The sequence below is a fragment of the Phocaeicola salanitronis DSM 18170 genome, from assembly GCF_000190575.1.
GTDB classification, from domain to species: Bacteria; Bacteroidota; Bacteroidia; order Bacteroidales; family Bacteroidaceae; genus Phocaeicola; species Phocaeicola salanitronis.
On sequence record NC_015164.1, the window covers coordinates 1304515 to 1325188 of the forward strand.

18 protein-coding genes and 1 pseudogene are annotated in these 20674 nt (G+C 44.7%); 17 read left to right on the top strand and 2 right to left on the bottom strand.

Annotated features, from left to right (window positions below; all coding sequences use genetic code 11):
• Positions 1–42 precede the first annotated feature (42 nt).
• The 9 genes and pseudogenes from BACSA_RS05815 to BACSA_RS05855 all read left to right on the top strand — a co-directional run bounded on the left by BACSA_RS05815 (position 43) and on the right by BACSA_RS05855 (position 10836).
• The gene (locus BACSA_RS05815) at positions 43–621 is read left to right on the top strand and encodes a hypothetical protein (RefSeq protein ID WP_007855990.1); all 579 of its coding nucleotides are present in this window, start codon (positions 43–45) and stop codon (positions 619–621) included.
• A 90-nt stretch (positions 622–711) separates the two neighbouring features.
• Positions 712–1371 (top strand): hypothetical protein, encoded by a 660-nt coding sequence (locus BACSA_RS05820; protein WP_007855991.1) that lies wholly within the window; start codon positions 712–714, stop codon positions 1369–1371.
• A gap of 14 nt (positions 1372–1385) precedes the next feature.
• Positions 1386–4001, top strand: a complete 2616-nt coding sequence (locus tag BACSA_RS05825; protein WP_013617185.1) for a UvrD-helicase domain-containing protein — start codon at positions 1386–1388, stop codon at positions 3999–4001.
• A 317-nt stretch (positions 4002–4318) separates the two neighbouring features.
• Positions 4319–5023: pseudogene (locus tag BACSA_RS20920) on the top strand (transposase); the annotation flags it as partial.
• A 501-nt stretch (positions 5024–5524) separates the two neighbouring features.
• Entirely contained in the window at positions 5525–6256 is a 732-nt protein-coding gene (locus BACSA_RS05835) for a type IV toxin-antitoxin system AbiEi family antitoxin domain-containing protein (RefSeq protein ID WP_245546583.1), read from the top strand.
• Positions 6246–7238: a nucleotidyl transferase AbiEii/AbiGii toxin family protein gene (locus tag BACSA_RS05840; RefSeq protein WP_013617187.1), complete on the top strand. Its 993-nt coding sequence runs from the start codon at positions 6246–6248 to the stop codon at positions 7236–7238. The genes BACSA_RS05835 and BACSA_RS05840 overlap by 11 nt, the downstream gene beginning before the upstream one ends.
• A 667-nt stretch (positions 7239–7905) precedes the next feature.
• Positions 7906–9186, top strand: a complete 1281-nt coding sequence (locus tag BACSA_RS05845; RefSeq protein ID WP_013617188.1) for a site-specific integrase — start codon at positions 7906–7908, stop codon at positions 9184–9186.
• Complete coding sequence (locus BACSA_RS05850) at positions 9183–10490, top strand: site-specific integrase (RefSeq protein WP_013617189.1); 1308 nt, start codon at positions 9183–9185, stop codon at positions 10488–10490. The genes BACSA_RS05845 and BACSA_RS05850 overlap by 4 nt, the downstream gene beginning before the upstream one ends.
• Positions 10462–10836, top strand: coding sequence for a hypothetical protein (locus BACSA_RS05855; protein ID WP_013617190.1), 375 nt, complete (start codon positions 10462–10464; stop codon positions 10834–10836). Before BACSA_RS05850 ends, BACSA_RS05855 begins: the two co-directional genes overlap by 29 nt.
• A gap of 93 nt (positions 10837–10929) precedes the next feature.
• Here BACSA_RS05855 and BACSA_RS05860 read toward each other — a convergent pair whose 3' ends face one another.
• The gene (locus BACSA_RS05860; RefSeq protein WP_013617191.1) at positions 10930–11232 is read right to left on the bottom strand and encodes a helix-turn-helix domain-containing protein; all 303 of its coding nucleotides are present in this window, start codon (positions 11230–11232) and stop codon (positions 10930–10932) included.
• A 41-nt stretch (positions 11233–11273) separates the two neighbouring features.
• A complete protein-coding gene (locus BACSA_RS05865) occupies positions 11274–11585 on the bottom strand; it encodes a helix-turn-helix domain-containing protein (protein ID WP_013617192.1) in 312 nt (103 codons plus the stop codon).
• Between the two features lie 61 nt (positions 11586–11646).
• Between BACSA_RS05865 and BACSA_RS19805 the strand changes: the two genes are divergently transcribed.
• The 8 genes from BACSA_RS19805 to BACSA_RS05900 all read left to right on the top strand — a co-directional run bounded on the left by BACSA_RS19805 (position 11647) and on the right by BACSA_RS05900 (position 20674).
• Positions 11647–11856 (top strand): hypothetical protein, encoded by a 210-nt coding sequence (locus BACSA_RS19805; RefSeq protein WP_013617193.1) that lies wholly within the window; start codon positions 11647–11649, stop codon positions 11854–11856.
• Between the two features lie 275 nt (positions 11857–12131).
• Positions 12132–12539: a DUF3408 domain-containing protein gene (locus BACSA_RS05870; protein WP_013617195.1), complete on the top strand. Its 408-nt coding sequence runs from the start codon at positions 12132–12134 to the stop codon at positions 12537–12539.
• A gap of 182 nt (positions 12540–12721) precedes the next feature.
• Positions 12722–13087: a plasmid mobilization protein gene (locus BACSA_RS05875; RefSeq protein WP_013617196.1), complete on the top strand. Its 366-nt coding sequence runs from the start codon at positions 12722–12724 to the stop codon at positions 13085–13087.
• The gene (locus BACSA_RS05880; RefSeq protein ID WP_013617197.1) at positions 13084–14022 is read left to right on the top strand and encodes a relaxase/mobilization nuclease domain-containing protein; all 939 of its coding nucleotides are present in this window, start codon (positions 13084–13086) and stop codon (positions 14020–14022) included. Before BACSA_RS05875 ends, BACSA_RS05880 begins: the two co-directional genes overlap by 4 nt.
• Before the next feature lie 2 nt (positions 14023–14024).
• On the top strand, positions 14025–14687 hold the full coding sequence (locus BACSA_RS05885) for a hypothetical protein (RefSeq protein ID WP_013617198.1): 663 nt from the start codon (positions 14025–14027) through the stop codon (positions 14685–14687).
• A 5-nt stretch (positions 14688–14692) separates the two neighbouring features.
• Entirely contained in the window at positions 14693–15901 is a 1209-nt protein-coding gene (locus BACSA_RS05890) for a site-specific integrase (protein ID WP_013617199.1), read from the top strand.
• A gap of 231 nt (positions 15902–16132) precedes the next feature.
• Positions 16133–17152 carry a hypothetical protein gene (locus BACSA_RS05895; protein ID WP_013617200.1) on the top strand — a complete coding sequence of 340 codons (1020 nt, stop codon included), beginning with the start codon at positions 16133–16135 and terminating at the stop codon, positions 17150–17152.
• 6 nt (positions 17153–17158) lie between these two features.
• Positions 17159–20674: an Eco57I restriction-modification methylase domain-containing protein gene (locus BACSA_RS05900; RefSeq protein WP_041584252.1), complete on the top strand. Its 3516-nt coding sequence runs from the start codon at positions 17159–17161 to the stop codon at positions 20672–20674.

Genomic DNA, 20674 nt, shown 5'->3' on the forward strand with positions numbered 1-20674 from the left:
TAGGTTGGACTAAAATGTTTATTAAATATAATACAACAAATTATGAAGAAGTTGATTGTATCATTCGCATTTGTTTTAATTGCTTTGACATCGTATGCTCAAAGTAGTTCCGAACACCTTACCTTTAAGGGAATTCCCATTGAGGGAAGTATGACTGAATTTTGTCAGAAGTTAAAAGCTAAAGGATTCACTTCTATTGGCAGTGAAAACAATCTTGCATTGTTTATGGGAGACTTTACAGGTCGTAATGCAACTATAGGTGTAACAGCTACAGATGATGGGAAAAGTGTATTTGCCGTAGCTGTGTTGTTTGACCCAAGTGGTGAATGGAATACGCTTGTTAATACTTATAACTATTATAAAGATTTATACACCCGAAAATATGGCAATCCGACTATTTCAAAAGAGAAGAACCCTGCCCATTCGGATTCCAATACAGCTTTAATGGCAGAAGTTCATCAAGGAACTGTTGTTTGGGGTAGTGCTTGGGAGGTAACAGGAGGAAACATTGAATTATCGATAGAAAAAACTTCTGGTATTTATGAGGGTATGGTAATGATTCGTTATCGTGATTCTCAAAATGTAGAAACTAAAATTCAAAAAGATTTAGAGGATATTTAGTATCCAATGTATGCGACTTATTCAAAATGTATCTGGTACATGAATAAGAAATACAATCCGTTAATTGTCAAATAATAACATAACAGAATTATGAAAAAGCTTTTCGTATTATTCGCTTTAATGGTTATAGCTTTTACATCATATGCTCAAGTCTATAAAATGTATAAGACTCGGAACTATCATAATCAACTTCGCTTAAATACAATGACAGGCGAAGTACAACAAATTCAAGATGATGGTCAGTCTTGGGAAATTTGTAGTGCGAGAGAAATTTTAGGAGATAAAGAAGGACGATTTCGCCTTTATGAAACACAGAATATGTGGACATTCATAATGCTTGATACATATACAGGTAAGAATTGGCAAGTCCAGTTTAGTGTCAAGGGTGAGGATTACATGTTTGCTGCACCAATCAACATATTTTCTCTTGCATATCCTGAGAAGTCGTCAAATTGGACTAATAGATTTCAGATGTTTGCCACTGACAACATGTGGACATTTATATTGTTGGACTCATATAATGGACGACTATGGCAAGTTCAATATAGTACACAAGATTTAGACAACCTATTTTGTATTCCTATAAATAAATACGAATTAGTAGAAAATAACGAAAGGTGTATATTCTCTATTCAGCCACTGACAAGTATGTATCAATACTATCTTATAAACGATAATACAGGTGATATGTGGAAATTTCAGTGGAGTACTAAGGGGGATGATTATAGATGGATTGAAAGATTCAGATAAATATTACTTCCAATATGCAGCCATTGTTCATTTGGGTAATTTGTATAATTGCTATTTCGGTTATTGTAATAGCGATGGTACGAACACGCCTAAAAAACAAATCCAAAGAGCTTGCAGAAAAGCTAAACCATATATCTGCATATAGCGAGAAATCAAATTATGAGCAAGCAAAAGAGAGATTATCGGCTCTTAAGGAGGGGGCGTTTATAGATATTCCCTCAGACTTAAATAATGGCTTTTATGGCAGGGTAATCTCCGCAACGCAAGAAAAAGATTTCATCAATCATTATAAGGTACATTTCCAAGAGGCATATTCACTTCTGAAGAAACTTAAAGCCTTTAACATCACTCCATCAGAAACCATATCCAAATTCATTAACGACTTTGGAAGAATCAACAAACTTGTAAAACAACATAATGATGGTGTTATAACCTTTCTACTTGACACGCACAGGGACTTTTTCGACCATTGCCTAAAATACCCATTAGACAAGCAACAAAGACGCTCAATTGTTTCAGAAGAGGATAATTGTTTAGTAGTCAGCAGTGCAGGTAGTGGTAAAACCTCTTCAATTGTCGGTAAGGTTAAATATCTCACCGAAATCAAGGGTATAGCACCTGAAAGAATTTTACTTATCAGTTATACCAACAAAGCAGCAGCCGAACTAACCGAAAGAATGGCGACCAATGGATTGAAAGGTTACACATTCCATAAGTTAGCCATTGATATTATAGGCAAAACGACAGGTACAAAACCATCTATTTGCGACAATACAGATTCATTGTTTGTAGATATATATCACAAATTGTTAGATAAATCGTCTTTCAAGAAAAGTATAGTGGAATACTTTATTGATTACCAAACGAATGAAGCTGATTGGGAACAACGCAAGAATGAAAGACGGGAGCAATTATCAGGACTAAAGAATGTGCAGCTAAAGGCGATGTTCCCCGATATGGACGGCAGAGCCATATATGTGAGAAGTGAACAAGAACAAAAAATATGTTTTGCTTTGTCCTCGCTGGGAGTGAAATTCAGATATGAAGAACCATACGAACATCAATTAGCAGATGAGATGCACTCACAATATCGTCCCGACTTCTCAATATATTTTAAGCAAGGAGGAGTAACCAAACGCATCTATCTTGAACATTTCGGAGTTGATGAACACGGGCTTGTTCCTGCTTGGTTCGCAAAAGATAAGGGTATAACCTACGAAGAAGCCAATCAGAAATACAATGATGGTATAACTTGGAAGAAAACTGCTCACGAGAAATTTGGCACACAACTTTTAGTAACATCAAGTGCAGATTTCCATTATTCTGATATTAGGGATAAACTCCGTAAACTATTAGCTGAAGCAGGTGTACCAATTCAAGAAAAGACCGATGAGGAGTTATACGATTTAGTACTACCCAAAGGCAGCAAGCAGGAAAAGGCGTTTATACGACTTGTTGTTACTTTCGTTACATTGGTAAAATCAAGTTGTAAATCAGTTAAAGAGGTTTTAAAACAAGCCAAAAATGCAGATGATGAACGAAGTGTGTTTATCATCAAGAATATATTTCAACTTGTATATGAACGCTACATAAATGCGTTAAGCGATAGTAACCAAATTGATTTTACCGATGCTATTCTTCAAGCCACTGAGATATGTTGTACTTCACACCCTGTTGAATATGATTATATCATAGTGGATGAGTTTCAAGATATATCTGTTGACCGTTACAACTTCTTGAAAGTATTGCGAGAGGGTAATCCTCCTGCAAAGTTGTATTGTGTGGGTGATGATTGGCAGTCTATTTATCGTTTTTCGGGAAGTGATATGGCTCTATTCAATCAATTCCCCGAATATTTTGGAGCAACGGAGATAAACAAGATTGAAACTACATACAGGTTTGGAGAGCCTTTGGTTTCTTTATCGTCGAACTTTATACAACGCAATAAAGCCCAAATACAAAAGAATATCCATTCGTTCAGCTCAGAAATGAGAACCGAGTTGGAATTCTATGCTTATGATAGACGAGATTACTGCAATACGATAGGGCAACTTGTGGCTTCTATTCCATCGGATAAATCAATATTCCTATTGGGGCGTTACTCTTTTGATGATTACTACCTCTCTTTTATGTACCAATCAATTAAAGAGGGTAATAGATTCTACTATGTGATAGGAGGACGAAAAATAGAGTTTTTAACCGTACATAAGTCAAAAGGTCTTGAAGCGAATTATGTAATACTCTTACAATGCAATAAAGATACATACGGTTTCCCATCACAGGTGAGTGACGACCCTGTGCTTAACTATGTGCTCACTAAGAGCGACCAATTCCCATACGGAGAAGAAAGAAGATTATTCTATGTTGCAATAACAAGGGCTAAGATAAAAACGCTTGTATTATACGATAAGCGTTTCCCGTCTGTATTTGTGGATGAATTCTTGCACCCCGAAAAGGTGTCAGAAGAAAGCTATGTAAAGCACCCTAACGCCAATAAAAGATGGACAAGAAGTGCAGACCAATTTTTATTGAAACTGCACAATGAAGGTAAGAGTGTCAAATATATTGCAAACAAAATGGGTAGAAGTCAAACTTCGATTGTAATGCGATTAAACAAACTAAAAAAATAGTCGAACTTTTTCTTTGATGTACCTTGTGTACATCGGACTATTCTATTATTTTTGTACACAGAAACGAGTTACTTGAAAGCAATTCAAGGTAGAACGCAGCAGATTGTACCGTTGCCAAGTCATTACCTCAAAAACGGGTAATTATCCCAAAGTCCTTTGTATAAGGTACTAACAGAAGTTTTCCAGAATTACGAAAAGATTTCAATTTAGCCAAAACCTACGTGAGTTCGGGACAAAAAATCCCCTAAGATAGGTAATCACAGTTGTTTCTCTTGATTTTTATCTGGGAAATAGCAAATTAATGAAATTAGCAATATATGATTACCCAAGATAAAATTATAGATATATTCTGTACATTGGATGAATTCAGTAAGAAATTTGATGCGGAAGTAGCAAAGAGCGAGCTCTTATCCTCTACCGACATTCGCCACCGACATCATAAGACATCGCTATCCGATAATTAAGTTATGACCATTTACTTGTGTTTCAATTTGGCCATTCATCAATTTCAAGCACTATTACTTTCATTATATAAGTGCACTTGCAGCGAAACTTCTCCGATACAGTATTCTACAACAGGTTTGTTGAACTGGAAAGCCGTGTGTTCTTTAAGTTGAAATTTTTCTTGAAACTTTACGCCTTTGAAAGATGCACAGACATTAGCTTTGTGAACAGCACAATGATTCCTGTGTGCAACAATCTAAGAAGGTATGCCAACAAGGTTTTCAAGGGCATGGACACCGACAAGAAAGGAACAATGGACTGGTGTCATGATGTCAAACTGCATTTCATCTATAACAAGCGCGGGGAAATCATCACCTTTTCAAAGCCAATGTAGATAATAGGGCTTCTGAAGTGTAGAATGTCCTAGCGAAAGAATTGTACGGCAAAGGCTGTTTGCCGACAAAGGCTACATCTCACCGATACTTTTTGAGTCCCTTTTCGAGGAGGGCATTCATATAATTACGGGAATAAGGTCCAGTATAAAGAACAGGCTTATGCCATTCTATGACAGGATTATGTAAGCAGGTGTTCAATTTTAGTTTATACTATGCAATAGAGAATTTAGAATTCAACACAGAGACACAGAGGTACAAAGTTTATTTCTACCCATCCTTTTGCGTTACCAACAGGGAAGAGGGCACAGAGTCTGTGACTTCGTCACTGCTGCCGGGTTGTAAATTTTCCGTGTTCTCCGAGCGGCAATGCCGCCCCTCTGTGTTCTTTCCCGGCGTACAAGAGGTTGGAGCTGAAAAAGCACACTCTGTGCCTCCGTGTCTCTGTGTTCAATAAAATACCGCACGCGTGTCGTAAAATAATTTTACATCATTGCTTGGCGTAAACGGTATTTTATCGAATGTATTACTGTCAAACTATCAAAACTATTGACTTTATGGTAATTTAAAACTGAACTACATAATAATCATCAATTTGAAGAAGAATTATTTCGGCAAATTATACACTTAGAATTACACGCAATTAAAATAAAAACCGTATCTTTGCATAAAATATTAAGTATGGATATGTCACAGACAACTCAAAAATTAGAGCGTTATCATTTTCTCAGGGGAAAGAGCACCACGCCGTCCTTGTATCACTGGAAGAAACAGGGAATGGTGGCGCATGTGCGCAAAGGTATCTATTTACCCTCAGATTTACAGGACAAGTTCAGAATAGCCTGCAACGCTGTCGAGGAAGGTTGCCTTGTATATCATGCTGCCTTGGAATATTATTCACTACAGACACAGGAATTCAACTGGCTATATGTACATAGCACTTCCATTTTCCGTACATTCACCTATCAAGGAGAATCCTATGTTTACAAGCCGATCAAATTCTTGTATAAACCGCTTATTATGGATAAAGACAATCCGTATCCTATCCGGGTAACATCTATCAACCAGACTCTTATAGACTGTTTATACAATATAAATCTATCTGGAGGATTGGAAGAACTGTTGTATGCCATATCAGAACTTGACCATACACTTGTCAATGAGAAAGATATGCTGCACTGTCTGGAACTGTATGGAAGCAAGAGCCTCTTTCAACGTGCGGGATTTGTTTTGTCTCACTTTAAAGATGATTTGCGCTTGTCGGACTATTTTTTCAAAGTATGCAAGGAAGGTATGGGAAAGAATATCAGTTACTTGTTAAATCCATATTACTGCAATTCATTTTCCAAGGAATGGAAACTGTGTATCCCGGCAAATGCAATGAAAGAAATTCAAAAAGATTGCTATTATGAAATTTGAGCTTCAGAAATCTGAAATACAAAAGATTGCCGCAGAACATAATTATACGGTCAATAATGTTGAAAAAGTCATTCGGCTGTCTTTTATTCTGAATGACCTGAATACGCATACGGAATTTAGAGGGAAATTATTGCTAAAAGGAGGCACCGCCATCAATTTACTTGCCTTTGCCGAACCACCCAGACTCTCGGTTGACCTCGACTTGGATTTTGCGGAAAACATATCGAGAGAGCAGATGCTGGAGGAAAGGAACAAAATCAATCAGGCATTGATCCAATATTGCCAAGAGAACGATTATGAAGTTACACAGCGGAAATCATTCTCATTGGACTCTTATTCTCTGTATTATATAACAGTAACAGGGAGTAAAGATAAGATAAAACTGGATATAAATTATCATAACAGGTGCCATATACTTCCCTATGTGATAACTCAAATACCTTTTCCTTTTTCAGTAAAAGATGGTATGCTGAATGTTGCCCATTTAGCTATGCCGGAACTATTCGGTGGAAAAATCAAGGCGTTTTATGAACGTTGCAAGCCAAGAGATATCTATGATATATATTCTCTTGCCCAATCGAATATCCTATCAACTCCGGAAGAACGTGCCTTGCTCAGAAAATGCATCGTTTTTTACAGTACTTTGGGGAATCCGGACAATCCTCATCTTTTAAAACAGGATGTAAGGCATATTTTGAAAATGCCGTTTCAGGATGTCAAGGCACAACTATTGCCGATGCTTCATATCAATGCGGGGAAATACCCAAAGGATGAAATAAATCATTGTGTAATAAACTATCTTTCTACACTGATGGCACTGGATGAAACAGAACAAAAGTACATAGATGAATTTTATAGAGGCAATTATTGTCCCGATTTGCTGTTTGATAATGAAACGGCCATTAAATTGCTTGACCATCCAGTAGCGTTACGGACACAACAACAAATTATGAAGGACAAAGATGAAATCGAAAGCAACTAATTTTTCAGATTGTCATTGCCATATCAACAAGATTTTGTATATTTGCCAAACGGAATAAGGCAAATTCCTAACAGAAGAATATAGAGGCTATATAGGTGCAAAATCGGGGACCTTTTTCAGATATGGTTTTACAACTTACTGAATATCAAATATTAAATTTGAGGTGGTTAGTCCCGTCCGCACCGCAAGGCTTCAGAGACATCTGAAAGCCAGCGAATGACAAAGTCCACAAAATCAATGATTTGTGGGCTTTGTTTTTTCTTTTTAGAGTCACTCTGAAGACAAACAAATTCCCCAAACAGACAAAGTTGAGTTACCAAATCGAGCATTTCAAAAGCAAGATTGTAATAATTAACGTAACTCACTGAACCACACGTGCAAACTTCCCTATTCCTCAGTTCGCTGCCAAGTGGCAAAAATGCAAAATATGGCGGATGTACGCAGACTTTCCGTTACGAATACATTACCTGTTTACTATAAAAGAGGGTGCTCTTTTTGCTCTGATAACAAGCTACCAGACAACGGTTTGAACAGAATGTATCAGAGATTTGCAACGAACAGGTGAAAATAATGGCTTGACGGATTTTCCTGCACCCGTCCGCAGTGTTTTGCAAAAGGATGATTAGCTCTGAACAATGTAGTTTTGCGAACAAAAAAAGAGCTGATTATGAACGAACTGAAAGTAACATTCTACCTGAAAAAGAACGAGGAAAGAACCGACGGGACGATACCCATCTTGGGACGAATCCGCATCGGCAAGTCAATGGTGCAGTTCAGCACCAAGGTGTATGTCATCCCCACCCTGTGGGATGTTAAGTCGGGCAGAGCTGTGGGAAAGAGCAAACCTGCCGCTACCGTGAACAAGGAACTTGACAGAATTTCACTGGACATCCATTCCGCCTGCAAAGATTTGCTGGCGAAAAAGGAAAACGTATCGGCGCTGGAAGTCAAGAACGCTTTTCAAGGCATATCTTCCGAGCAGGAAACGCTAATCTCCCTTTACGAGAAGTGCAACGACAATTTTTATAAGAAGGTAGGCATAAACCGTAAATTGGCGACCTACAAACAGTATTGCGTGGCATTGAACCACCTGAAGGACTTTCTCCGACAGAAGTACAACGTGAGGGACTTGCCGTTCCAATCGCTCAATCCGGCTTTTGTATCCGCATACGACTTATACCTGCGTTCCGACCTCAAAATCGGACGTGCCAGCGTGACAAGGATGATGGGATACCTGCACCGTGTGCTGAAATCCGCCATCAACAACGGTCATTTAAGGCAGGACCCTTTTGCAGGCTATACGTTTGACTATGTCCCCATTGTCCCCAAGTTCCTGTCGGAAAAGGAACTGAAACGGATGATAACCACACCGCTGCCCAAATCCAACCTGAACCTTGTGCGTGATGTATTCCTCTTTTCGGCGTTCACCGGCATCTCGTTCAGCGACCTGCGCAACCTGACGGTAAAGAACCTCGCGCAAGCGGAAGACGGCACTTGGTGGATTCACAGCGCACGGCAGAAGACCGGAACACCATTTCACGTACCCCTGTTGGAATTGCCGCTTGAACTCATCGGCAAATACCGTGGCATTGCCAAGGCGGACAGGCTGTTCCCAATGTACAGTTGCAGCAAGACAAACATATACCTGAAAAAGATTGCGGAAATATGCCAAATCAAACGCCGGGTGACCTTCCATCAGGCACGCCATACCTATGCCTCAGTAATCACTCTCTCTCAAGGAGTTCCGCTTGACACGGTACGTGAACTGATGGGACACCGCGACTGGAGAGCCACCCGAATCTACGCCCATCTGACTTATGATAAAGTAAATGAGGATATGAGCAAGCTGCAAAAGCGAATAACAGATAAATTCAAGCTGGCAGAAGATGAACATGCAGAAACCGTCATACGGAAAGAAGTCAAACACGCTAAAAGAATGAAACCATGAAACAGGATAAGAAGACCACTTACAATACTTTCGCAGTATTGTTCTATATCAACCGTCAGAAAGTGAAAAAGAACGGTCTGTGTCCGCTTATGGGCAGGATTTCCATCAACACCGAAGTCGCACAGTTCTCCACGAAAATGGAGGTGCAGCCTGATTTGTGGGATGCCAAGGCATACCGTCTGACAGGCAAAAGCCGTACCGCCAAAGAGACCAATGCCAAGATAGACAGGCTTGAAGAGGATATACGACGTTATTACAAAGAAATTCTTGACGAACAGGGGTATATCACAGCGGAGCTTGTCAAGAATGCCGTGAACGGCATCGGGTTGCATAAACGAAAATTGTTGGAGTTGTACCGCGAGTATATGGAAGATTATGCCAAACGTATAGGTATCAACCGTGCTCCCGGCTCCTTAAAAGGACATAAGGCTTCTTACAAGACACTTCAAAAATTTGTAAATGACTGCTATGGCTTGGAGGACATACCATTGAAACAACTTGACTATTCGTTCATAGAGAAATATGACAATTTCCTGCGGACGGGTATGGGGTATTCCGTTGCTACCGTGGAGGGATATATAATCAAGCTGAAAACCATGACACGGACAGCACTGGCACAAGGTACAATCCGGTACAACCCGTTTGCATCGTTCATTCCCGAAAAGGCATTACGGAGACATCGCCACCTGACAATGGATGAGTTACAGAAGCTGATGAACACCCCCATTCAGGACAAGTTCCTGTGCCGTATGCGTGACTTGTTCATCTTCAGCACCTTCACTGGCATCTCATACATTGATATGTGTAATCTGAGTATGGGAAATGTAAGCAAGGACACAAAGGGCAACCTTTGGCTAAAATTTAAACGGCAGAAAACCAAGAGTGAATGTGTAATACGCCTGCTTGACATTCCACGTAGGATTATGGAGAAATACGAGGGAGAGCGTATCGGGAATAAACTCTTTAATATGCCGTGTCGTTCAGCCCTGACCAACAATATGCCGAAACTTGCAAAACTCTGTGGCATAGAACGTCGGCTTACCTACCATATGGCAAGGCATAATTTCGGAACTCTGATTACTCTCTCTCAGGGAGTTCCGTTGGAAACCGTATGCCAGATGATGGGGCACAAGAACATGAGTACCACCCAAATCTATGCCCGTCTGACCCATCAGAAAGTGGACGAAGACATAAAGAAGCTGACCAAACGCATCGGAAGCAAATTCCAGATGCCCGAATGGAACAAGGATAAGGAAAACATCAAAAACATACATTATGGAACGAGGAATTATTACAATCACTGAAAACGGGGCGGTCACGATGCCGACCGCTCCCGTATGGATGACGCAACAGGAAATATGCGATGCGTTCAATATGTTCGGTTACGACATCCGCAAGGCTGTACACGCCATTTACAAAAACATGGAGTTGTTGGAAAGCGAAACGAAGCGGTACATCAGGCAGGACAACGGGATAAACTATGATGTGTATAGCCTTGAAATGGTGATAGCCGTTTCCTTCAAGTTGAGAAGTCGGGAGAGTATGGCTTTCCGGCGGTTCATCATGGACAAACTCTGTTCTTTCAATAGAGGAAATTCCATCCATTTGTTCTTTTCGCTATCCGATACCCATTCACAATGCACGTGTTAGAATGAAGCGAAACGACCTTCCTGTACAGAGAAAGCCGATGGTCGGACAGTTATCCTGCCGCCATCGGCTTTCTCTGTTTTTGCATATGTCTAATCACGTATCCAAGCGGTAGGCGTTCCGATACCCACTCATCACCATTTTTTCGATGTCAGACTCCTTGTACAGAATTTTTCCGCCTAACTGGTAGTAGGACACTATCCCATTGTTGCGGTAGTCCTGCAAGGTGCGTCGGCTCACCTTGAGCCATGCCGACACTTCCTTGTCCGTCAGGAATTGTTCGTTACTTGACGAGGCCTTATGGCTTGCGTCCATTCTTTCGATGCCTTCGAGCAGAGCATCCAGTTGTCCGATGAAGCCGACCTCCAGTTCACGGTCGGCAAGAATCAAGTCGTTCATAATTTACAGTGGATTTAGTGGTTGTACATTGTGTTGTCTGATTAGATGCTACAGCCACGATAGGCTGCATCCTTACGTCTGTCCTCCACAAGCCGGACGATGCGCTGTACATCCTCCGGCTTGTAGAAAATCTTATGCCCGATTTGCGAGTAAGCCAGTGTTCCGTTATCGCGGAGCGTCTGCAAGGTGCGCGGACTGATGCGCAACTGTTGGCAGACCTCCTGGTTGTCCATCCAACGGCTGAGCCGTTTTCCCTCCCTTTTGCAAAGGATTTCATTTACCCGGTCGGACAGGCGGTTGAGCTTGCCGACCATTTCTTCGTACTTTTCTTTCGAAATAATTACTACATTCATGTCTTATACTGATTTTAGTGTTAATAATCCGTTTTGCCTGCAAAGTAAATCCGTTGTTCGCATGGAACAATGGAATTGCAATGAGGTGGCAGCTTGTGGCAGCAGGTGGTCGGGAGTGGCGTTATCCGTCGAACCCGTGACGTCTGTTCCAAGCGTCCGTGATGCAAAGAAAAGCGAAGTCCGGCATAATCCGACCACTTCACATCTGCGTGGCAGCATTTGGCGTCGGTGTGGTAGCCTGTGGCGTTCTTCGGATTCCTATACTTCTTGAAAGGAGCTTCATCTGTTTCACGCCAAGCCATGTCCTTAAATCTGTTCCAACCATTCCAATTAAGCCCTTAAAAATCCTAATGCCATTTCTCGCACAATGGCAAAACGATGCAGCACGCACCGTTCCGACAATGCGTAAAGTGCAAAACCATACATTGTTGCCACAGTCCGCCCATTCGTTTGACAGCCTGCAATACAGCCATTTCCTTTGCAACTGATAATCGGTCAAATGTGCGCACAACGACCCACATTGTTAAACACTAAATTCAAACATGTATGAAGAAGAATTTAAGCAGCCAGAGCATGGATGCAGCATTACAGGATTTTTTAGGCAACAAGCCGAGTATGGAAACACCGAAGCCCGACGCACAACCTGCCGACACGCAGGAACAGGCAAGTGGGGCTGTGCCGGAACAAGTGGATGAAACTCCGCAGGTGGTACGCCGCATCAGCGGCAAACAACGCCGGGCATCGTTGGAGGAATACAAGGAGGAATTTCTCCACGTTCCGTCCATCGAAGACCGTAAGCCCGTATTCCTCAGCCGCAGCACGCGCGATGCCCTTGACCGCATCGTCCGCATGTTCGGCGAACGGCGGATGAGCGTGTCGGGACTGGTGGAAAATATCACCCGGCAGCACCTTGCCATCTACGGGGAGGACATCGAGGCATGGCGTAAACTCTGAGAATTAAGGGGCTAATTGACGGGATGTAGTTCGGAGTTACTCTGAACCAGTCCAACGGAGTTTTGAGGGGAGCAAGTTTGTGTTTCGGGCATACCGAAACCGCCTGCTCCCACTCCGAAACTCCGTGGAAGCTACATCCCGTTGGTCTAATGGGTATCCGTATTATAAACAGTAACAAACGTATGGAGCATAAGCAAAAAACAGTAAGAAGAAACAAGGGAGGTCGCCCCAAGAAAGGAGCGGCAGACAAGCTGAAATACCGCCTCACGGTGAAGATGGCGACATCGGACTACTATACGCTGAAAGGCAAGGCACGGGGTGCGGGCATATCCGCCGGGGAGTTCCTGCGCCGTTGCATGAGGGACGGGCAGGTGAAGGAACGGCTCACGCCGGAACATACTGGTTACGTCCGCCAACTCTGCGGCATGGCGAACAACCTGAACCAGCTTGCGCACAAGGCGAACGCCGCGGGTTTCGTCACGGTGAGGATGGAGTGCCGCATACTCGTGGCACGGATTGAAGAACTTCTTAACCTTATCCTCCTATGATAGCTAAAATCGTAAAGGGAAGCAGTTTCAAGGGTGTGGTGAACTACATTCTTGACAAGGAAAAGGACGCTAAAATTCTTGTCTGTGACGGTCTGTTTGCCGAGGACAAGGACACGATAGCCATGAGCTTCGAGGCACAATCGAAGATGAATCCAAAGGTTACGAAGCCCGTCGGACACATCTCGTTGGCTTTCTCCAAGGAGGACGAACACCGCCTGACCGACCGCACAATGGCTGGAATAGCGTTGGAATACCTGAAGGAAATGGGAATAACCGACACGCAGATTCTCATCGTGCGCCACTTTGACAAGGAGCATCCGCATGTACACATAGCGTTCAACCGAATCGCCAATAATGGCAGGACAATTAGCGACCGCAACGAGCGGATACGCAGCGCACGCATCTGCAAGGAGATTACAAGGAAGTACAGCCTTTATCTCGGCAGCGGCAAGGAACAGGTGAAACGACACCGCCTGAAAGAGCCGGACAAGACCAGGTACGGGCTTTATACTATCCTTAAATCGGAGGTTTCAAGGTGCGGAAACTGGCGGCAATTAGCCGCTAATCTGAAGAAACAGGGCGTGGATATGCGGTTCAAGTACAAAGGTAAGTCGGACGAGGTGCAGGGTGTAGTTTTCACCATGAACGGCTATTCGTTCAGCGGTTCCAAGATTGACAGGCGGTTCAGCTATTCCAAGATAGATGCGGCATTGGAACGGAACAGACGTACCGAGCGAATGGAAATGCAACGGTCTTCGCACCATGAAGAACTGCCCACGTTTCAACCTGAATCAAGGGGCAACGATGATTTGTACAACAGCTCGATTGGTCTTTTCATGCCGGACAATGCAAACGCTCAGGCGGATGAAAACTATTTTGAGGAAGAATTAAAACGCAGGAACAAGAAAAAGAAACAACGTAAAATAAGATTCTAAATATGGATAATAATGAAGTATATGCACTCTTCGAGGACATCAAGAATGACCTCAAGGGTATCAACGGAAAGTTGGAGAACAGTCCCAAAGTAACAAATGACCAGTCAGGCGGACAGCCTCCGACGGTGGACTTGACACCCATAAAGGTGATGTTCGATAGTTCCGCAAAGGAGCATCAGGCAGAGACCAAAGCCATGTTGACCAAGTTCGCGGAAGCGGAAGTTTACGCGTCGAACAGGATTCTGCACTTGTTACGGAATTTGAAAGAGTCGTTTGCCCTAAGTTCGGAAGAACGAGATACCGAGCCGCAGGAACATATCCACCGCCACAGCTTTGACATCCGGTCAAGCAAGGTATTTTCTCTTTTGGTCGGCATGGGCATCGTGTGCAGCCTTTCCATCTGGGGAAACATCGAGCTATGGAAATCCAAACAGCAATATGCGGACGATGCGTTGAAGTTCCGTGTCATCCGTTCATGGGGAGGCTGCAATGCCAATCATATTCTTTGGCTGAATGACGTGTTCGACATCCACCGCAACGAAGAAACCATTGACTGGATACGACAGGAAGCTGACGGCTACGACAAAGGGTTAAAGACCTTGTCGGACAGTCTGATGCAGGAGAAATTGAAAGTGACACGAATAAATAGTAATAACAAAAAGTAACGTGAATGGCATCGGTAAAAGTGAAATTTCGTCCTTCTTCCGTAAACGGCAAGGAGGGCAGCATCTATTATCAGGTGATACACAACCGCGCGGTCCGCCAGATTACGGCAGACCTGCATGTACATGAAAATGAGTGGAACACCGGGACATCGTCCGTAATGATTCCCACTTGGGCTGATGTGGACAGGAAGTACCATCTTCATATTATCCAAAAACACATCAGCCGTGACGTATTGCGGTTGGAGAATATCATCCGCAACCTGACGCTCAAAGGTGTCTGTTCGGCAGATGCCATTGTGGACGGTTATCGAAAACAGACAAGCCTGCAATCGTTCTTCAATTTCATGGATTCCGTCATTGGGCAACTGAAACGCCTGAACAGGGAACGCACATCGGAAACCTATGCGTCTGCTTTGTCCAGCTTCATGCGTTTCAGGCGGAACAAGGATATACAGCTGGATGATATGGATGAGGACTTGGCAATGGAATACGAGGCATGGCTGAAAACAAATGACGCATCCTTGAATACCATATCTTTCTATATGCGCATCCTGCGCGCCACCTACAACCGTGCCGTGGAAAAGGGGCTGACCACACAGAAACATCCCTTCAGGCATGTCTATACGGGAATGGACAAGACCGTGAAACGCGCCATATCCCTGAAGGACATCCGGCGCATCAAGGAACTTGACCTGACGGGAAAGCCGCATTGGGAACTGGCAAGGGATATGTTCCTTTTTTCGTTTTACACCCGTGGAATGTCGTTCATTGACATGGCTTATTTGAAGAAGTCGAACTTGAAGAACGGCATATTGAGTTACCGGAGGCACAAGACCGGACAACAACTCCACATCAGGTGGGAAAGCTGCATGGAGGAAACCGTGAAGAAATATGCCGCAGGATGTTCCGGTGATTACCTGCTCCCCATCCTAAAACTGCCTTCCAAAAAGCTACGCAGTCAATACAAGAGTACGCTGTTCCGCATCAACAAGTACCTGAAAGAGATTGCCCGGCTGTGCGGCATTGCCGCGCCGCTTACCATGTACGTGAGCAGGCACTCTTGGGCAAGCATCGCCAAGAGCAAGAACATACCGATTTCAGTCATCAGCGAGGGCATGGGACATGATTCGGAGGAAACCACACGTATCTACCTTGCATCATTGGACGGTTCGGTGATAGACAAGGCGAACTCACTTATTCTGAAAGACTTGTAATCGGAAGTTGTTTTGGAACAATGACGGTACTTCTGTCGGGAGAACATAATACCTGATAACCAAGCCGTTTATTTGTCACTTGTAAAACAACAGCCGTTTCAATACTGCTTTAATGCTTGTCTGACGCATTTTTATGGAGTGCAAATTGCCCGTTTTTCACAAAAATGTGTAATTTTGCATCCGATAGTGTATCTCCCGACAGGAGATACACTTTAACATGAGTGTATCAACGTGCCTGAAACAGCCGACATATTGGAGAACAGCATCTTGCAGGCTTCCCCCGGATTGCTGTCCACCCTGCTCAAAGACCATACGACGAGCAGGGGCGATGCCGTGTGCAACATATTTTGGGCGACTTCCGACTATGAACACCTTGGCAAAGGGTATGGCTACCGTGACCCGATATTGCCCGAACTCATCACGGGTGACAACGGTCAGGTCATCATGCCCCGTGTCCTGAAGCACAAGGACGCCCAGTCGGCGCGTGTCCGCGATATGGCGGAGGTGTTCACCCCTGCATGGGTGTGCAACGCGCAGAACAACCTGATTGACGAGGCGTGGTTCGGCAGGAAAGACGTGTTCAATATGGAATACACGTCAGAGGACGGTACGCACGGCTGGAAAACGAATCCTGAAAGAATCTCTTTCCCCGAAGGAAAGACATGGAAGGATTATGTCCGTGACACCCGTCTTGAAATCACCTGCGGCGAAGCACCCTATATCGTCAGCCGCTATGACGCCACCACAGGTGCGGTCATTCCGCTTTCTGACCGTATCGGACTGCTCGACCGCAAACTGCGTGTCATTAGCGAAAATACCGGGACTTCCGGCGAATGGCTGGAAGCCGCACAGGAAGCCTACAAAAGCCTCTATGCCTACGAATGGCAGGGCGACAGCCTGCTTATCGCCCGTGAATCCATGCTTGCCTCTTTTGTCGAATACTACCGTGCCAAGTTCGGGAAAGACCCGTTGGCAAAGTCCGTGAACTACATCGCCTACATCATTTCATGGAACGTGTGGCAGATGGACGGGCTGAAAGGTGTCGTGCCGGACAGTTGCCATGACAGGGTGGAAACATCCACAGACCTTTTCGGAGAAACCACGCGGACTGTGACCGCCTGCGAGGGATGTCGCACGGACAACATTTTCAGGCACAACGGCACTTACTGCCTTATAAAGGACTGGCGCGCCAAAGACCCGCAGACCGGGCGTAAAGGCAAGCGCGTCCGATACATCGACCTCCTAAAATAAATGCCTATGAAATACTTTTCTTCCCTTAAACTGAAGTTGGTATACGTGTTCCGCATCAACGATGCCGAGCACGAAGGTTGCCTGAAGATAGGCGAGGCTACCTGTGACGATGAGAACGTCATCGGGCTGGCACCGAACAGCAAGCCGCTGAACGAGGCGGCAAGAAAGCGCATTAACCAGTACACGCAGACCGCAGGCATACGCTACGACTTGTTGCACACCGAACTGACGCTGTACAACCGTGGCGGCTTGCGCTCGTTTAACGACAAGGAGGTACATGCCGTATTGGAGCGTTCCGGTGTGAAGAGGAAGGTGTTTGACAAGGAGAACAAGGCTAACGAATGGTTTGTAACGACGCTTGATGTGGTAAAACGTGCCATTGCAGCCGTCAAGGAGGGCAAGGAATCCCTGTCACCGGGAGAGGTAACAAACGGACGCAGCCCCATCGTGTTCCGTCCCGAACAGCGAGAAGCCATTGAGAAGACGGAAAGACAGTTCAGGAAAGGCAACCAGATGCTCTGGAACGCCAAGATGCGTTTCGGCAAGACACTCTCCGCCTTGCAGGTGGTCAAGGACATTGATTTCAGGCGAACGCTCATCCTGACCCACCGCCCCGTGGTGGACAGCGGATGGTTCGAGGATTTCGGCAAGATATTCTATGACCGCAACGACTTTGCCTACGGCTCCAAGAACAACGGGGAAAGCCATGAAAGCCTTGAACGAAGGGCAAAGACTGACGGACTGCATTATGTCTATTTCGCTTCCATGCAGGACTTGCGCGGCTCTGAACTTGTCGGCGGCAACTTTGACAAGAACAATGAGGTGTTCGCCACGCCTTGGAACTTGGTTATCGTGGACGAGGCGCACGAGGGAACGCAGACCGAACTCGGCAAGGCGGTGATGGCAGAACTGGTCAAAGAGGATACAAAAGTTTTACGGTTGTCTGGTACGCCGTTCAATCTCTTAGACGATTTCAAGGAAAACGAAATCTACACATGGGACTACGTGATGGAGCAGCGTGCCAAACTGGAATGGGACAAGACCCACTTCGGCGACCCCAACCCTTATGCGGCGTTGCCTGCCATGAACATCTATACCTATGACCTCGGACGTTTGCTCAAGGAGTTTGTCGATGAGGACGTGGCTTTCAATTTCCGTGAGTTCTTCCGCGTGAACAAAGACGGAGGCTTTATCCATGAGCGTGACGTTTCCGCTTTCCTCAACTTGCTTACCAAAGAGGACAAGGAAAGTTGTTATCCTTTCGCCAGCGAGGAATACCGCAATGTTTTCCGCCATACGCTGTGGATGGTGCCGGGCGTGAAGGAGGCAAAGGCGTTGAGCGCCTTGTTGCAGCGGCATCCCGTGTTCCAGCATTTCCACATCGTAAACGTGGCGGGCGACGGCGACGAGGACGAAGAAAACCGCGGCGCGCTTGAGATGGTAAATGAGGCTATTGGAAAAGACCCGGACCAGACGTGCACCATCACCCTGTCCTGCGGACGCCTGACAACAGGCGTGAGCGTTCCGGCGTGGACAGCCGTGTTCATGCTCTCAGGTTCATATAACACAGCGGCATCCAGCTATATGCAGACCATCTTCCGCGTACAGACACCTGCCACCATCAACGGACGGGTGAAGGAGCAGTGCTACGTGTTCGACTTTGCGCCCGACCGCACGCTGAAAGTCCTTGCCGAGACCGCGAAGATTTCCGCCAAGGCAGGTAAGACCTCGCAGGACGACCGCAAGACGATGGGCGACTTCCTCAACTTCTGCCCGGTCATTTCCATCGAAGGCTCGCGCATGGACAAGTTTGACGTGCCGCGTATGTTGGAACAGTTGAAGAAGGTCTACGTGGAGCGTGTGGTGCGCAACGGATTCGAGGACAACAGCCTCTACAATGATGAGTTATTGAAACTGGGCGATTTGGAGTTGCAGGAGTTTGATGACCTGAAGAAAATCATCGGCCAGACCAAGGCTATGCCCAAGACCAATCAGGTGGATATTAACAACCAAGGGCTGACAAGCGAAGAATACGAGGAAAAGGAGAAGCTGGAGAAGAAATCCAAGAAGGAACTGACCGAGGAAGAGAAGCGCAGGCTGGAGGAACTAAAAAAGAAAACGAAGAACCGCGAGGCGGCTATCTCCATTCTCCGTGGCATATCTATCCGCATGCCCCTGCTCATCTACGGTGCGGAGCTGGATAACGAGGACGAGGAAATCACCATTGACAACTTCGCCGAGAAGATAGATCCGCGTTCCTGGGAGGAGTTTATGCCCAAAGGGGTGAGCAAGCAGAAGTTCAATGCCTTCAAGAAATACTACGACCCGGATATCTTCCGTGCCGCTGGCAAGCGCATCCGTGCAATGGCGAAAGCGGCTGACAAACTGAGTGTGGAGGAGCGCATCGGGCGCATCACGGACATCTTCAGCACGTTCCGTAATCCCGACAAGGAAACGGTGCTTACCCCGTGGCGTGTGGTGAACATGCACCTCGGCGACTGTTTGGGAGGCTACTGCTTCTTTGACAAGGATTATGAGCATACCATTGACGAGCCGCGCTTCATTGACCACGGACAGGTTACGGAAGAAGTGTTCACCTCTGATAGCCATATCCTTGAAATCAATTCAAAGTCGGGTTTGTATCCGCTTTACATGGCTTACGGTATCTATCGTGCGCGGCTGAAAGATAGCCTTTTTTCTGCCACCACATTGGAGGAACAACAGGCGGTATGGGACAAGGTCGTGTCAGAGAACATCTTCGTGGTATGCAAGACGCCGATGGCGAAAAGCATTACCAAACGGACACTCGTGGGTTTTCGCGGAACAAAGACAAATATGTATGCACCAGATGACCTTATCAACAAAATTAAGAACCAACCGGAACTTTTCATCAAAAAGGTACATGATTTAGCTGGAAACAATATGAAATTCAATGCAGTAGTGGGAAATCCACCATATCAAGAAGTTGTGGAACAGAAAGAGAGTTCTAATGGTCAAAAAGTAAGCATTAGTATTTTCCAATATTTTCAAATGATTAGCGAAAGACTTGGAAAATATACATCCTTAATCTATCCCGGCGCAAGATGGATTCATCGTTCAGGAAAAGGACTTGAAAAGTTTGGAATGGCGCAGATAAATGATTGTCATTTAATGATGTTGGAGTTTTTCCCATGTTCTACAGATGTATTCAAGGATGTTGCTATCGCGGACGGACTTTCCATCGTGCTAAAAGATATGGGTAAGACAGAAAAAGGCTTTACGTATCGTTATTCAAAAGAAAGTAAGGTTATATCCATACATGCAGATAATCCGGGGGAGAACTTGTTCCCACTCAATCCTAATGACGATGAGATTGTCAGGGAATTGGATAAGGCTATTAAGGAATATGGATGTTTGCATGACTCCGTTCTTCCTCGTAGTTTATTTGGCATTGAAAGCGATTTTGTTGAAAAGAATCCTTCTCTTGTCAGGGAATATAACGATGGAGATTATTTCAATCCAGATACGGAAATAAAGCTATAG